The sequence below is a fragment of the Streptomyces sp. NPDC002232 genome (genome assembly GCF_042890295.1).
GTDB lineage: Bacteria > Actinomycetota > Actinomycetes > Streptomycetales > Streptomycetaceae > Streptomyces.
Map to the genome: position 1 here is coordinate 421,375 of NZ_JBIARV010000004.1, position 14,571 is coordinate 435,945.

General features: G+C 73.1%; 11 protein-coding genes. 1 reads left to right on the plus strand and 10 read right to left on the minus strand.

Annotation, left to right across the window (positions count from 1 at the left end; translation table 11 throughout):
- Nucleotides 1–30 precede the first annotated feature (30 nt).
- The gene (locus ACFYXU_RS19870; RefSeq protein ID WP_389458909.1) at nucleotides 31–897 is read right to left on the minus strand and encodes a DMT family transporter; all 867 of its coding nucleotides are present in this window, start codon (nucleotides 895–897) and stop codon (nucleotides 31–33) included.
- A 143-nt stretch (nucleotides 898–1,040) separates the two neighbouring features.
- Between ACFYXU_RS19870 and ACFYXU_RS19875 the strand changes: the two genes are divergently transcribed.
- The gene (locus ACFYXU_RS19875; protein ID WP_389458911.1) at nucleotides 1,041–1,964 is read left to right on the plus strand and encodes a LysR family transcriptional regulator; all 924 of its coding nucleotides are present in this window, start codon (nucleotides 1,041–1,043) and stop codon (nucleotides 1,962–1,964) included.
- A 97-nt stretch (nucleotides 1,965–2,061) separates the two neighbouring features.
- Here the strand turns inward: ACFYXU_RS19875 and ACFYXU_RS19880 are convergent, their stop codons facing one another.
- From ACFYXU_RS19880 to ACFYXU_RS19920, 9 genes are all read right to left on the minus strand, one after another.
- A complete protein-coding gene (locus ACFYXU_RS19880; protein WP_389458913.1) occupies nucleotides 2,062–3,024 on the minus strand; it encodes an ABC transporter substrate-binding protein in 963 nt (320 codons plus the stop codon).
- A gap of 1 nt (nucleotide 3,025) precedes the next feature.
- Nucleotides 3,026–5,011 carry an ABC transporter permease subunit gene (locus ACFYXU_RS19885; RefSeq protein ID WP_389458915.1) on the minus strand — a complete coding sequence of 662 codons (1,986 nt, stop codon included), beginning with the start codon at nucleotides 5,009–5,011 and terminating at the stop codon, nucleotides 3,026–3,028.
- Nucleotides 5,012–5,342: 331 nt separating this feature from the next.
- Nucleotides 5,343–6,440 (minus strand): glycine betaine/L-proline ABC transporter ATP-binding protein, encoded by a 1,098-nt coding sequence (locus ACFYXU_RS19890; protein WP_389405935.1) that lies wholly within the window; start codon nucleotides 6,438–6,440, stop codon nucleotides 5,343–5,345.
- Nucleotides 6,437–7,963, minus strand: coding sequence for a GMC oxidoreductase (locus ACFYXU_RS19895; protein WP_329858622.1), 1,527 nt, complete (start codon nucleotides 7,961–7,963; stop codon nucleotides 6,437–6,439). Before ACFYXU_RS19895 ends, ACFYXU_RS19890 begins: the two co-directional genes overlap by 4 nt.
- Nucleotides 7,960–9,471, minus strand: coding sequence for an aldehyde dehydrogenase family protein (locus ACFYXU_RS19900; protein ID WP_389458917.1), 1,512 nt, complete (start codon nucleotides 9,469–9,471; stop codon nucleotides 7,960–7,962). The genes ACFYXU_RS19895 and ACFYXU_RS19900 overlap by 4 nt, the downstream gene beginning before the upstream one ends.
- 281 nt (nucleotides 9,472–9,752) lie before the next feature.
- Nucleotides 9,753–11,189 (minus strand): cellulose binding domain-containing protein, encoded by a 1,437-nt coding sequence (locus tag ACFYXU_RS19905; protein WP_389458919.1) that lies wholly within the window; start codon nucleotides 11,187–11,189, stop codon nucleotides 9,753–9,755.
- Between the two features lie 155 nt (nucleotides 11,190–11,344).
- Nucleotides 11,345–12,853 carry a beta-N-acetylhexosaminidase gene (locus ACFYXU_RS19910; protein WP_389458921.1) on the minus strand — a complete coding sequence of 503 codons (1,509 nt, stop codon included), beginning with the start codon at nucleotides 12,851–12,853 and terminating at the stop codon, nucleotides 11,345–11,347.
- Nucleotides 12,854–12,862: 9 nt separating this feature from the next.
- A complete protein-coding gene (locus ACFYXU_RS19915; protein WP_361849838.1) occupies nucleotides 12,863–13,696 on the minus strand; it encodes a carbohydrate ABC transporter permease in 834 nt (277 codons plus the stop codon).
- Nucleotides 13,693–14,553 carry a carbohydrate ABC transporter permease gene (locus ACFYXU_RS19920; protein ID WP_389459646.1) on the minus strand — a complete coding sequence of 287 codons (861 nt, stop codon included), beginning with the start codon at nucleotides 14,551–14,553 and terminating at the stop codon, nucleotides 13,693–13,695. The genes ACFYXU_RS19915 and ACFYXU_RS19920 overlap by 4 nt, the downstream gene beginning before the upstream one ends.
- Nucleotides 14,554–14,571 lie beyond the last annotated feature (18 nt).

The following is a 14,571-nucleotide window of genomic DNA, read 5'->3' on the forward strand; positions in this document are numbered from 1 at the left end:
GTCTCCGGCCGGTCCCCCCGGACGCGTGTGTCAGGAGAGTTCCTGGACGCGCGTCCGGGGGTCGTGCGGCGCGAGGGGCTCCGGTGGTGTCGTGGGGCGGGCGCCGGTGCGGGTGGCTCCGATGCCGGCGACGACCACGAGGACGATGCCGGTGGCCGACGCCAGGCCGGGCTTCTGGCCGAGCACGAGGAAGCCGACGAGCAGGGCGATGGCCGGTTCGAGGCTCATCAGGGTGCCGAAGGCCGAGGTCGTCAGGCGGCGCAGGGCGAGGAACTCCAGGGCGAAGGGGAGCACGGGGCTCAGCGCGGCCAGGGCCAGCATGATCCACAGGGTCGGCCAGGTGACGTGGACCGCGAGGGTCGGCGCGGCGACGAGCAGACCGAGGACGCCCGCGACGGGCATCGACACGGCCAGCCCCTTCAGACCGGTGACGCGGTCGCCGACGCGCTGGGTCAGCAGGATGTACGCCGCCCAGCAGGCCGCGGCGGCGAGCGCGTAGCCCACGCCGAGCAGATCGAGCCGACCGTGCCAGGGCTCGGTCAGCAGCACGACGCCGAGCGCCGCCGCGGCCGTCCACGCCCTGCGGCCGTGCCCGGGCCCGTACAGGGACACCGCCAGCGGACCGAGGAACTCCAGGGCGCTCGCGGTGCCCAGCGGCAGCCGGGAGAGGGCGAGCATGAAGAAGAGCATCATGCCCGCGGTCGCCACGCCGAGCACGCCGCAGGCCGTCAGGTCCCGCCGGTCGAAGTCGCGGCGCCGGGGCCGGACCAGGACGAGCAGGAGCACCCCGGCCCACCCCAGCCTCAGTCCCGCCGTGCCCGACGCGCCCAGCTGGCCGAACAGCGGCACGGTCAGGGCCGAGCCGAGCTGGACGGTGGACATGGACGTGACCGCCATGAGGAACCCCGTCCGGGCGGCACTCGGACGGGGGCGGCGGGAAGGCTTCGGCACACTCATGGACCCAGTGAATGTCCCCTACACCATTCGTGTCCACGTGCCGATCATGAACGTTCCGTTCGACGATCCTGGACAATGAGTCCATGGAGACACGGCGCCTGCGTCTGCTCATGGAACTGTCCCGGCTCGGCTCGATGCGCGAGGTCGCGGACGTGGTGGGCACCACCACCTCGACCGTCTCGCAGCAGCTCGGCGTCCTCGCCCGGGAGATGGGCGTCGACCTGATCGAGCCGGACGGGCGACGGGTCCGGCTCACCCCGGCCGGCCGCCGGCTGGCCGAGCACGCCGCGGTGATCGTCGCCGCCGTCGAAGCCGCCCGTCTGGACCTGGCCCCCGGCGCCGAGCCGAACGGGACCCTGCGGGTGGCGGGCTTCGCCACCGCCGTCCGCCTGCACCTCCTGCCGCTGGTCACCGAGCTGGCCACCCGCCACACCCGGCTGCACGTCCTCGTCCGCGAGCACGAGCCCCCCGAGGCACTGGCCCTGCTGGCCGCCGACGAGACGGACCTCGCGCTCACCTACGACTACAACCTCGCGCCCGCGGCCCCCGACCCCTCGGTCCACGCCACTGCCCTGTGGACCGCGCCCTGGGGCCTCGGCGTCCCGTCGCGCGCCGACGTGCCCGAAGGCGCGGCCGCCCCGGAGGTCTTCGCCCGCTTCCGCGACCAGGACTGGATCGTCAACTCACGTCACACCGCGGACGAGACGGTCGTCCGCACGCTCGCGTCGATGGCCGGGTTCACGCCCCGGATCACCCACCGGGCGGACAGCCTCGACCTCGTCCAGGGGATGATCACCGCGGGGCTCGGGGTGGGACTGCTGCCGGTCGCCACACCGACCTTTCCCGCGGTCCGTCTGGTCCCGCTCGCCGACCCCCACGTCGAGCTCCGGGCGCACGCCGTCGCACGCCAGGGCCGCCGCGCGTGGCCTCCGCTCGCTCTGATCACCGACCTGCTCGCCCGGCGCGACCCCGGCACGCGCCCGAGCGGCCCCGCCCCGCCGCCGTAGCGGGCGGGAGACGGGGCCGCTCGGGGGCGTCACGGCCGGGGAGCCCGCACGGCGAGTGGGCGGGCGGTCCGGGGCGACGGGGGCCGTCCGCCCGTCGTCAGGACGGGAGCCACGCCCGCCAGGTGGACTCGTTCTCCTTCACCCACCGGCCGGCCGCCTCCTGCGGCGACAGCTTCTCCTCGGCGATCATCAGCGCGACGTCGTTCTGCATGTCGGTCGTCCAGTGGAACTTCTTCAGGAACGCGGCCGCGTCACCCCCGCCCTCGGCGAAGCGAGCGTTGAGGAACTTCTGGAGCGGCGTGTGCGGGTACGCGCAGGCCACCTTCTTCGGGTCGGCGTCGCAGCCCTCCTTGTAGGGCGGCAGCTTCACCTCCGTCATGGGGACCTTCTCGAACAGCCACTGGGGCTTGTACCAGTAGGTCAGGAACGGCTTCTTCTCCTTGGCGAACTGCTTGATCTGCGTGATCTGCGCCGCTTCCGAGCCCGCGAAGACGACCTGGTAGTCGAGGTCCAGACTCTCCACGAGCGCCTTGTCGTTCGTGACGTAGGACGGGGAACCGTCCATCAGCTGGCCCTTGCCGCCGCTCTCCGCGGTGCGGAAGGCGTCGGCGTACCGGTTCAGGTTCCTCCAGTCGGTGACGTCCGGGTGCTTCTCGGCGAAGTACGTCGGCACGAACCAGCCGATGTGCCCGGTCACCCCGAGGTCGCCGCCCCGCCGGATCGTCCCCTTGTCGTCGATGTACCGCTTCTCCTCGTCCGGGTGGCCCCAGTCCTCCAGGATGGCGTCGACCCGGCCCTGGCTCAGGGCGTCCCAGGCGGGCACCTCGTCGATCTGGACGGTGTCCACCCGGTAGCCGAGCTCGTGCTCCAGCAGGTACTGGGCGACGGCGACATTGGCCTGGGCGCCCACCCACGACTGCACGGACAGGGTCACCGTGCGGGAGCCCTTCGCGTCGGCGTACGGGGAGGCCTGCCGGGTCATGTCGGCGGCGCCGCAGCCGGTGAGACCGGCCGCGAGGGCGGCCACGGTGACGAGTGCGGCGAGACGTGTGCGAGCCATCTCAGGCCCCCTTTCCGGCGTGGGCGCGGCGTTCCGTCGGCTGGGTGACCCGGTCGAGCGTCAGGCCGAGGCAGACGATCGCCGCGCCGGCGACCAGACCGGTCGCCAGGTCGCCCTGGGCGAGACCGAAGACCGCGTCGTAACCGAGCGCGCCACCGCCGACCAGGCCGCCGATGACGACCACGGCGAGCACCAGGACCACGCCCTGGTTGACGGCGAGCAGCAGCGCGGGCCGCGCGAGGGGCAGTTGGACGTGGAAGAGCTGCTGGAGCCCGGTCGCGCCCAGGGACCGCGAGGACTCCATCACGGACGGATCCACCCCGCGCACCCCCTCCGCGGTGATCCGTACGACGGCGGGCAGCGCGTAGACCACGGCGGCCGCGACCGCCGGGGCCCGGCCCACGCCGAAGAGGGCGACGACGGGGATGAGGTACACGAACTGAGGCATGGTCTGGAAGACGTCGAGCACCGGGCGCAGGGCCCGCCCCAGGCGGGCGCTGCGGGCGGCGGCGACGCCCAGGAGGACGCCGAGCAGCAGCGTCACGGCGACGGCGGCCAGCACCTGCGACAGGGTGTCGAGGGCCGGGTCCCAGACACCCAGGACACCGATCGCCGCCATGGCGAGCACGGCCGTCGCGGCGGTGCGCCACGTGCCGATGAGCAGGGCGAGGGCGGCGACCGTCACCAGGACCGCCCACCAGGGCAGCCACTGCAGACCGTCGCGCAGGGGGTTGAGGACCCAGGTGGTGAACCGCCCGGCCCAGTCGGCGGTGCCGCCGACGACGGGCACACCGGAGTAGAGGTGCGCGGTCATCCAGTCGACGGCCCGGTTGACGGGCTCGGCGATGTCGACGGTCCAGGACTCCGGCCAGGACAGCCGGTCGGTCAGCCGACCCGCGACGGCGACGGCCGCCGTCACCGCGAGGGCGAGGACCGGACCGAGCCCGGTCCGTCGGCCGGGAGCGGCGCCGACGCGCTCGCCCGCCGCGGCGGTGACGCGGTCCAGGACGATGGCGAGCAGCACGACCGGCACACCGGCGGCGAGCGCGGCACCGACGTCGACGGAGGCCAGCGCCTGGTAGACGCGGTCGCCGAGGCCGCCGGCCCCGATGACGGACGCGATCACGGCCATGCCGAGGGCCATCATGATCGACTGGTTGACGCCGAGCAGGAGCTCCCGGCGGGCCAGCGGGAGCCGGGCGGTCAGCAGCCGCTGCCGGCCGGTGGCGCCGAGGGACGCGACCGCCTCCATGACACCGGCGTCCGCGCCGCGCAGTCCGAGCGCGGTGAGACGGGCCATGGGCGGGGCGGCGTACACCACGGTCGCGAGGACGGCCGCGGGCACGCCGATGCCGAAGACGAGGACGACCGGCAGCAGGTACGCGAAGGCCGGCAGCACCTGCATGGTGTCGAGGACCGGGCGCAGGACGCGGTGCATGCGGTCCGAGAGACCGGCGGCGAGCCCGAGGAGGCCGCCGAGCAGCACCGAAGCGGCGACGGCGACCACCATCAGGGCGAGCGTCTGGAGGGTGGGCACCCACATGCCGAGCAGGCCGCAGAGGCCGAACGCGGCGACGGACACCAGGGCCAGCCTGATTCCGGCGACCCGCCAGGCCACCAGGCCCACGGCGGCGGTGACGCCGGCCCAGCCGACGGCGAGCAGCACCAGGTACACCGCGCGGACCGCGAGGACCACCGCGTTGCTCACGTGGCCGAGGAAGTAGAGGAACAGCGGGTGACTGTCACGGTTGCCGATGATCCAGTCGCTGCCGCGTTCGAGCGGAGCGGACAGGTCGACGGAGAGCGCTCCGGGCCAGCCGCCGCCGCCCAGGAGGACGGCGCCGAGGAGGAGCGCGAGGGCCGTGGCCCCGGCGATCAGCGGGCCCCGGTGACGGGTGAGTGCGTGCCGCAGGCCGGGCCGGGCGGCGGCCGTTCCGGAGGTGGCGGAGGCGCGGCGGGCGGAGGCGGGAGGAGCGGTCACGGTCATCGCACCCACCGCCCCGCGCCGCGCGTCCGGTCGGCGGACCGGCGAAGGCCAGGATCGTCCGTCCGCCCGCCCCGCGTCGGGTGCGCGGACCGGACGCGGGACGGCCTCTCGTCCGCGCACCGGCGGAGGAGGTGTGCGTACGCCCACCCGTCGGCCGACCGGGCCGCGGTGCGGTCCGTCCGCCCGCCGTCCGCCGCGCCGACTGTGCGTCCGGCGTGACGCGCGGGGTCCGAGGAGCCGGGGGAGGGGCTGAGGTGCCCAGTGAGGCGTTCCCGGGGGGCGCCGTCACCGGGCGTGCCGCACGGCGGCGGCCACGTGGTGTGCGAGTACATCAGGCCACCGCCTCTCCCGGTGCGGCGGGGACGCCGGCGACCACCCGCAGCAGTCCCGCGTGGTCCACCACGCCGAGGCAGCGGCCGTGGTCCACGACCCGCGCGTTCTCGCCCGTCCGGGCGACGGCTTCGATGGCCTCCTGGACGGTGGCGCCCGGGGTGAGCGCGGGACCGGACCCGGCCTCGTCGGCGAGCGCGGGGCGCATCGCCGAGCGGACGGTCAGCACCTGCTCGCGCGGCACGTCCCGGACGAAGTCCCTGACGTAGTCGTCGGCGGGGGAGCCCACGATCTCCTCCGGTGTGCCGATCTGCGCGATCCGGCCGTCGCGCATCAGCGCGATGCGGTCGCCGAGCTTGAGCGCCTCGCTCAGGTCGTGCGTGATGAAGACCATCGTGCGTCCCTCCTCCCGGTGCAGGCGGACGACCTCTTCCTGCATGTCCCGGCGGATGAGCGGGTCCAGCGCGCTGAACGGCTCGTCGAACAGAAGGACTTCGGGGTCCGCGGCCAGGGCGCGGGCCAGACCGACCCGCTGCTGCTGACCGCCGGACAGCTGGGCCGGGCGGCGCTGCTCCATGCCCTCCAGACCGACCTTGCTGACGAACTCCGCCGCCCGCTCGCGGCGTTCGCCGCGCCCCACGCCCTGGATCTCCAGCCCGTAGGCGATGTTGTCGAGCACCGTGCGGTGCGGCAGCAGCCCGAAGTGCTGGAAGACCATCGCGGCCCGGTGGCGGCGGAGCTCGCGGAGCCGGCCGGAGTCCATGGACAGGACGTCCTCGCCGTCGATGGCGATCGTGCCCGAGGTCGGCTCGATGAGCCTGGTCAGGCAGCGCACGAGGGTCGACTTGCCCGAGCCCGAGAGGCCCATGACGACGAAGACCTCGCCCTTGCCGACGTCGAAGGAGACGTCGCGGACGGCGGCGGTGCAGCCGGTCCGCTCGCGCAGCTCGGCGGCGTCGAGCCCGGCGAGCTCCGGGTCGGCCGGCACGCGGTCGGCCTTCGGGCCGAAGACCTTCCACAGGCCGCGTACGGAGAAGACGGACCCCTCGGAGGGTTCGGCCGAGGTGGTGGTGCGGGTCGGAGCGTACGAGGTGTTCATCGGTTCCTCCCTGCCAGCAGGTCGGCGCACTTCTCGCCGACCATCAGCACGCCGATCATGGGATTGACGGCGGTCATCGTCGGAAAGACGGACGCGTCGGCGACGCGGATGCCGTCCAGGCCCCGGATCCGCAGATCGGGTGCGACCACGGCGAGTTCGTCGTCGGCGGCGCCCATCCGGCAGGTGCCGGCGGGGTGGTAGACGGTGTGCGCGACCTGCCGGGCGTAGGCGCTGAGCTCCTCGTCGGAGGTCACCTCGGGACCCGGGCACACCTCGCGCTTCAGCCATCCGGCCAGCGGCTCGCTCGCCGCGATCCGCCGGGCGATCCGGATCCCGTCGACGAGCGTCCTGCCGTCGTAGTCGTCCTCGTCGGTGAAGTAGCGGAAGTCGAGGGCCGGCTTGTCCTCGGGGTCGGCGCTCGTCAGGTAGAGCCGGCCGCGGCTGCGCGGCTTGGGGATGTTGGGGGTCATCGACACGCCGTGCGCGGGCCGTTCGTAGCCCAGCCGCTCGGGGTTGTCGGTGAACGGGATCTGGTAGAAGTGGAACATCAGGTCCGGCCCCTCGGCCGCCGGGTCCCGGCGGACGAACAGACCCGCGTCCGAATCCATCGCCGAGTTCTCGGGGATCGGGCCGTGGGTCTCCCACACGATCACCGACTCCGGATGGTCCAGGAGGTTCTCCCCCACGCCCGGCAGGTCGTGCACGACGGGGATGCCGAGCTTCTCCAGGTCGGCGCGCGGACCCACCCCGGAGTGCAGCAGCAGGCGCGGGGTGTCCACGGCGCCCGCGCACACGAGGATCTCGCGCCGGGCGCGGACGACGTGCTCCGTGCCCTCCTTGGTGCGCAGGTGCACGCCTGTCGCGCGGGTCCCCTCGAACTCCAGGCGGAACGCCCAGGTCTCCAGGGCGATGTGCAGGTTCGGCCGGTCCAGGAACGGGTGGAGGTAGGCCACCGAGGCGGACGACCGCTTGTTGTTCTCCGGGTGGTAGGCGAGGTCGAAGAAGCCGACGCCCTCGTCGAAGGGCGCGCGGTTGAAGCCCTCCACGCGCGGCACTCCGAGTGCGCTCCGCGCCGCGTCGACGAAGTCCTTCGCGATGGCGTTCCGGTCGGCCTCGTCGACGGGGACGATGTTGTTGCGCAGCCGGGCGAAGTAGGGGTCCATGGCCGCGGCGTCCCAGCCCTCGGCACCGGCCTCGGCCCACTCGTCCCAGTCGGACGGGAGGGGCTTGAAGGCGATGAGGGTGTTGTGCGAGGAGCATCCGCCCAGCACCCGGGCGCGGCTGTGCCGGATGTACGAGTTGCCCCGGGGCTGCTCGGTGGTGGGGTAGTCGTAGTCCAGCTCGCCTCCGAGCAGTCCCATCCAGCGCCGCAGGGTGAGGACGTCGTCCCGTCCGACGTCGCTGGGTCCGCCCTCGATGACGGCGACGGAGACGTCGGGGTCCTCGGTCAGCCGGGAGGCGATCACCGAACCGGCCGTGCCGCCGCCGACGACGACGTAGTCGTACACGTGCTGGTCGCTCATGCCTGGTCCTTCCGCGTCTGGCCCGCGAACCAGCGCACGGGGCGCGGGGCGAGGTTCCGGTAGACGTGCTTCGTCTCGCGGTACTCGGCGAGGCCGCTGGGGCCCAGTTCACGGCCGATGCCGGACTTCCCGAAGCCGCCCCATTCGGCCTGCGGCAGGTAGGGGTGGAAGTCGTTGATCCAGACCGTGCCGTGGCGCAGCAGGGCCGCGACCCGGGTGGCGCGCTCCTCGTCCGAGGTCCACACCGCTCCGGCGAGCCCGTACTCGGTGTCGTTGGCGAGGGCGACGGCCTCCGCCTCGGTGCGGAAGGTCTCGACGGTGAGGACGGGCCCGAAGACCTCCTCGCGGACGACCCGCATGCCGCGGTCGCACCGGTCGAGGACCGTGGGCCGGTAGAAGTAGCCGGGGCCGTCCGGCCGCTCGCCGCCGGCGCGCAGGACCGCGCCCTCGGCCAGGGCGGAGGCGACGTACTCCTCGGTCCTCGCCAGCTGGGCGGCGGACACCAGCGGCCCGCACTCGACGCCGTCCTCGGTGCCGCGTCCCAGCCGGATGTGCGCGGCGCGACGGGCGAGTTCGGTGACGAAGCGCTCGCGCAGCGACTCCTCGACGATGAGCCGGGAGCCGGCCGAGCAGACCTGGCCGCTGTGGATGAAGGCGGCGTTGAGCGCCTGGTCGACGGCGGTGTCGAAGTCCTCGGGCGTCGCACAGGCGTCGGCGAAGACGACGTTGGGGTTCTTGCCGCCGAGTTCGAGCGCGACCTTCTTCACGCTGTCGGCGGCGGCCCTGGCGACCTTCGTGCCGCTGACGAGCCCGCCCGTGAAGGAGACGAGGTCGACGTCGGGGTGCTCGGCGAGCCGCGCGCCGACGGTGTCTCCGGGGCCGGTGACGATGTTGGCCGCGCCGAGCGGAAGTCCGGCCTCCAGGAGCAGTTCGACCAGGACGACGGTGCTCAGCGGGGTGATCTCGCTGGGCTTGATCACGAAGGTGTTGCCGGCCGCGAGGGCGGGCGCGATCTTCCAGCTGGCCTGGAGCAGCGGATAGTTCCACGGCGTGATCAGGGCGCAGACCCCGACCGGCTCGTGGACGACGACGCTGCGGATGTCCTCGGACCCGGCGTCGACGATCCGGCCGCCGGCGTCCTCGTTCGCGACGAGGTCGGCGAAGTAGAGGAAGGCGTCGCGGACGCAGTCGACGTCGACGCGGCCCTCCTCCAGCGTCTTGCCGGCGTCCTGGCTCTCCAGCGCGCCGATCAGCTCGCGGTCGCGCTTGAGGAGGTCGGCGACCCGTCGCAGCAGGGCGGCGCGCTCGGCGGCCGTCGTCCGGGGCCAGGAACCGTCGTCGAAGGCGGCCCGTGCCGCGGCCACGGCGTCGTCCGTGTCCTGGACGCCGCCCTCGGCCACGACGGCGAAGGGCGTCGCGTCGGCGGGGTCGAGGATCTCGCGCGTGGCTCCGGACAGGGCTGCGCGCCACTCTCCGCCCACATGAATGGTCTGTCGTGCTGCGGTCACGTTGTGTCTGGCCTTCCGTTCTCCGAGTCCCCCTGCCGGTCGCCCGGTGATTCGGCCCCCTGCCCTGGCCCCTCCGTTCCATGCGGAAAGGCTTACGGAGAGTGAGGTGCTTCACGTCCAGGCGGGGGTGATTCGGACATATCGGGAAGGGGGCGCGGAGGGGGCGTCGACCGTGCACGGCGTGTACGGGGGGCGCACGGCCGGTGACGGGCGCGCCCGCCACCGGCCTCCGGACGGCCCGCGGCGGGGCCCGGTCCGGTGCGGACCGGGCCCCGCCGGAGTCACTGCGCGGCGGGGACGCCGTCCTCGAAGGTGGTGCCCGCGGAGCGGTAGGCGCCGACCTTGGCGGCCACCTGGGCCGGTGTGAGCACCTGGTCCTTGACGTACAGGACGTAGTCGACCTTCTGGTCGTAGGCGCGGGGAGCGGTCGACGTCTGGCCGGCCAGGTCGATCAGCCACTGGTTGAAGTTGATGGACATGGGGCGCTCGGGAAGGTAGCGGGCGTCGTGCCGGCCGAACTCCCGGCCGTCGACGTAGTAGACGATCGCGCTGTCGTCGATGGTCAGGACGAGGTCGTGCCAGCCGTCGTGGCTCGTGCGGGACTCGGAGTGCTGGTTGACGGCCTCCCAGGGGTCGGGCCGGTAGGTCTCCCACGAGGTCGTGTAGAGGATGTTGGCGGGCTCGCCCCAGCCGCCGTTGGGCAGGTACTCGAAGTCGTACTCCGCGTAGTCGTCGGCCATCGGGGCCTTGAGGTCGTTGATGGTGAAGAAGGTCTGGACGAGGTGGTCGCCGTCCGGGCCCGAGAGCGGCGCGTCGGAGAAGCGCACGCGCGCCGCGTAGGTCCCGTTCTTGAACTTGGAGGCACGGGTGAGGATCTCGGTGTGACGGGTGGACTCGCCGGTCCCCGCGGTCGAGGTCCGCAGGTTCATGATCGAGTTGGTGCCGTCCTTGGCGAAGGTCACGTTCTCGGGGGCCCAGGTGGCGCCGGGCACGCCGGGGCCGCCGGAGTTGGAGCGCACGCTCCAGCCATGGGCGACGAGGGCCGGGTCCGTGTGCCCGGTGTAGTCGAAGTCGTCGAAGAGCGCGGCCCCGGTGGGCGGCGGGGTGGTCGGGGGCGTGGTGGGGTCGGTGGGCGTCGGGGTGGGCTCGTTGCCGACCGGCGCGGTGCCCCAGACCTGCACGCCGCCCACGGTCGCCGTGACCTTGGACCAATTGGCGTACGTCGTCTGGGCCGGACCGAACGAGTAGTCGTCGCTCTGGTTCAGCGACTGCCAGTTGGACCGGTGGAAGCGCAGCTGCATGTCGCCGGTGTCCGCGCCGGGCGCCAGGGAGCCGGCGCCGGCGGTGAAGCCGACCTCCAGGTAGCGGTCGGCGGTCGCGGTGGGGTGGGCGAGGGTGCCGAAGGTGCCGGTGAGGTTCGCGCAGCCGTTCACGGCCCAGGAGCAGGCGTAGGTGTACGAGGCTCCCGCGTCGGCCTTGAAGTAGTAGCGGACCTTGACCTGGCTCAGCGGCACGCTCGACGCGCCCGTGTTGACCACCTTGAGCCAGGGCTCGACCTGGTCGCCGCCAGTCGAGCTTTGCCGGTACTGAACGGTGAGGGCCTCACCGGCGGCGGCGGCCGGGAGGGCGGTGAGAGCGGTGGCGCCGAGCCCGGTCACCGCGGCGACGGCGAGCGCGGCTCGGATCCGCAGGTTCCTGGTCCGGGTGGGGTCGTTCATGGTGATTCCTCTCCTGGGACGGGGTGGGGCGGAGGTGCGGACGGGTGGTGCGGCTGACGTACGCGCGGACGGGACCGGCGTACGAGCAGGCGGGGAGGGGTGCGCGGGGTGGGGCCCGGCACGGGCGGGTCCGGGCGCGGGGTGGGCACGCGCGCTCACGGCGCGGGCGTGAGGACCGCCGCCGCGGGCGTGGGAGGCAGCCGGCGCGGCACCCCGAGGGCGTCGAGCCGTGTCCTGTGGTGCCGCAGGCGTTCCTGGAAGCCCGGCCAGTCGTGGCGTCCGGTCCAGACGACCTCGGCGAGCGCGCAGAGCCGGGGGAAGGTCAGGTACTCGGCGTGCGCGGTAGTGGGCACGTACTCGGTCCACAACTGCACCTGGGAGCCGAGGACCTGGGCGGCCTCCTCGGGGGTCCAGTCGGCCGGAGCCGGTTCGTTGCCGTGCACGGTCCGCAGGTCGACGACCTCGCCGGCCTGGCCGGGCGGCTCGGCGGGGCTGGCCGACTGGGGGTAGTCGAGGTAGGTGGTGCGATGGGGCGCCATGATGACGCGGTGCCCGCGCCGGACGGCCGTCCGCCCGTGGTCGGCGTCGCGCCAGGGCATGACGGTGAAGTACGACGGGAGGTCCGCGCCGTTCTCCGTCCAGCTCAGCGGCAGCCTGCCCGCGTCGAGCAGATGGCGACCGATCCGCTCCATGAACCAGCCGTGCAGGGCGGAGGGTCCCGGCAGGCCCTCCTCGGCGGCCCTGCGCAGCGCGGCCGGGGCGTGGTGCCACTCGGTGGCGGGGCACTCCTCGCCGCCGATGTGCACGTACGGGGAGGGGAAGACCTCCATGACCTCGTCCAGGACCGTGCGGCAGAAGTCGAGGGCGCCGTCGTGGACGCCGAGGATCGTGTCGCACACGCCCCACCGGTCCCAGACCTCATAGCGGCGGCCGGGGTGGTTGCCCAGCTCGGGGTAGGCGGCGAGCGCCGCGCGGACGTGCCCCGGCATCTCGATCTCGGGCACGACGGTGACGCCCCGCTCCGCCGCGTACGCCACCAGTCCGGTGAGTTCCGCCCGGGTGTAGGCCCCACCGTGCGGCAGCCCGCCGACCTCGGTGAGCCGCGGGAGCGCCGCGACCGGCATGCGCCAGCCCTGGTCGTCGGTGAGATGGAGGTGGAGGACGTTGAGCTTGTGGAGGGCGAGGAGGTCGACGTACCGCCGCAGGTACGAGACGGGGCGGAAGCGCCGCGCGACGTCGAGCATGGAGCCGCGCCAGGGGAAGCGCGGGATGTCGGTGATCTGCACGCAGGGCACCGACCAGGCGACGCCCGCCACGGGTTCGGCGCGCAGGGCCTCGACGGGCAGCAGCTGGCGGAGGGTCTGCACGCCGGCGAGGAGTCCCTGGGGCCGGGCGGCCCGCAGCAGGACGCCCTCGGCGCCGACGGTCAGGCCGTATCCCTCCTCGCCGAGACCGGTGAGGGCGCGGTCGAGCGCCAGGACGACGGAGCCGTCCGCGCGGGAGGGCAGCGGCAGGCCGGTGGCCGGGCCGAGCAGGGTGCGCAGCAGTCCCGCGGCGCCCTCGGCGCCCGGCGAGACCTTGAGGGCGGTCGCCGCGTCGAAGGTGAACGTGCCGGGTAGCGGCTGGAGTTGGGAGGGTTCGGGAACGAGTCGGGGCTGGGGCATCGAGGTGGGTTATCCCTTCACGGCTCCGCCGGTCATTCCGGCGGCGACCCGGCCCTGCAGGACCAGGAAGAGGACGAGGACGGGCAGGGCGAAGAGTGTGGAGGCGGCCATGGTGGCGCCCCAGTCGGTGCCGAAGACGTTCGAGAAGGACGACAGCCAGACGGGCAGGGTCCGGTCGTCCTGGTTCTTGATGATGAGCATGTTGGCGAAGGCGAACTCGTTCCAGGCGGTGATGAACCCGAAGAGCGAGGTCGCGAGCAGTCCGGGCGCGAGCAGCGGCAGGGTCACCCGGCGGAACGCGGCGGTGCGGGTGCACCCGTCGACCTGGGCCGCCTCCTCCAGTTCGGGCGGGACCGCGGCGAGGAAGGAGCGGAGGGTCACGATGGTGAAGGGCAGGGTGACCATGAAGTAGACGAGGCTGAGGGTCGCGAGCCGGTCGAGCAGGTCGGCGTCCCTGGCGATCACGTACATCGGGATCAGCAGGGCCTCCCAGGGCGCCACCTGGGCGATGAACACCATGAGGATGAAGCCCCGCCGGCCGCGCCAGTTCATCCGGGCGACGGCGAACGCGGCGGCGAGCGCCACCACGAGGGCGAGGACGACGCAACCGGCGGTCACGAGCAGGCTGTTGCGCCAGAACATCCAGAACCCGTCGGCGGCCACGGCGTGCCGGAAATGCTCCAGGGTGACGGATACGGGCAGGAACCGCGGGGTCTCGGACTGGATGTCGCGGGTCGGCCGGAAGGCCGTGAGCACCATCCAGTACACCGGGAACACGGCCAGGACGAAGACCAGCGCCGCCGCGGTGTTGAGGGGGAGTCGGCGCAGGGCGCGCGGGGTCACCGGTCGGCCTCCTGTCGGAGCATCTGGCGGAAGTAGGCGATCAGGACGGCCGCGAGGAGGAGCACGGTGAGCGTGGAGACCGCGGCTCCGAGGTCGTAGCGGTGCAGCGACTGGGCCACGCGATAGGCGTAGACCGGCAGGGTGGTCGTCGCCTCGCCCGGGCCGCCCTTGGTCACGGCCCAGATCTGCGCGAAGCAGCGGAAGACCCAGATGACCTCCAGGCAGAGGACGAGCCCGAAGATCGGGCGCAGCAGGGGGAGCGTGACCGAGAGGAAGATCCGCCAGCCGCCGGCGCCGTCGAGCCGCGCCGACTCGTACAGCTCGGCGGGGACGGTCAGCAGCGCCGAGTGCAGGGTGATCGCGGCGAAGGGCACCGACTGCCAGACCACCAGAAGGACCAGGACGGTGAAGGCGGCGGGGCCGTTCGCCAGCCAGGAGTAGCCCTCGAAGGACTCGAACCCGAGCTGGACGAGCACCCAGTTGACCACTCCGAGGCGCGAGGCGAAGAGCCACTGGAAGACGGTCGTGGTGGCGATGACCGGGCTGGCCCACGCGAGGACTAGACCCGTCGTCACGAAGATCCGCATCCGCTTGCCGAGCCGCTGCAACATCAGCGCGACCAGGGTGGCGATCACCATGATGAGGACGACGTTGACCAGGGTCCACCAGAAGGTGCGCCGGACGACCTCCCAGAACTCGGGGTCCGCGAGCACGGCCCGGTAGTTGTCGAGCCCGACGAACGAGGCCTCGCCGCGGATGAGTTCGCCGAGGCCGTACCGCTGGAAGGAGATCACCAGGTTCCGGGCGAAGGGGTATCCGAGGAGGAGCAGACCGCCGAGGACGGTGGGGGCGACCAGGAGGTAGGGCCAGAAGGC

Excerpts from the sequence above, each read along its gene's own strand:
- ACFYXU_RS19880 (WP_389458913.1), bottom strand. The coding sequence starts at position 3,024 with ATGGCTCGCACACGTCTCGCCGCACTCGTCACCGTGGCCGCCCTCGCG.
- ACFYXU_RS19895 (WP_329858622.1), bottom strand. The coding sequence starts at position 7,963 with ATGAGCGACCAGCACGTGTACGACTACGTCGTCGTCGGCGGCGGCACG.
- ACFYXU_RS19885 (WP_389458915.1), bottom strand. The coding sequence starts at position 5,011 with ATGACCGTGACCGCTCCTCCCGCCTCCGCCCGCCGCGCCTCCGCCACC.
- ACFYXU_RS19910 (WP_389458921.1), bottom strand. The coding sequence starts at position 12,853 with ATGCCCCAGCCCCGACTCGTTCCCGAACCCTCCCAACTCCAGCCGCTA.
- ACFYXU_RS19870 (WP_389458909.1), bottom strand. The coding sequence starts at position 897 with ATGGCGGTCACGTCCATGTCCACCGTCCAGCTCGGCTCGGCCCTGACC.
- ACFYXU_RS19905 (WP_389458919.1), bottom strand. The coding sequence starts at position 11,189 with ATGAACGACCCCACCCGGACCAGGAACCTGCGGATCCGAGCCGCGCTC.
- ACFYXU_RS19890 (WP_389405935.1), bottom strand. The coding sequence starts at position 6,440 with ATGAACACCTCGTACGCTCCGACCCGCACCACCACCTCGGCCGAACCC.
- ACFYXU_RS19875 (WP_389458911.1), top strand. The coding sequence starts at position 1,041 with ATGGAGACACGGCGCCTGCGTCTGCTCATGGAACTGTCCCGGCTCGGC.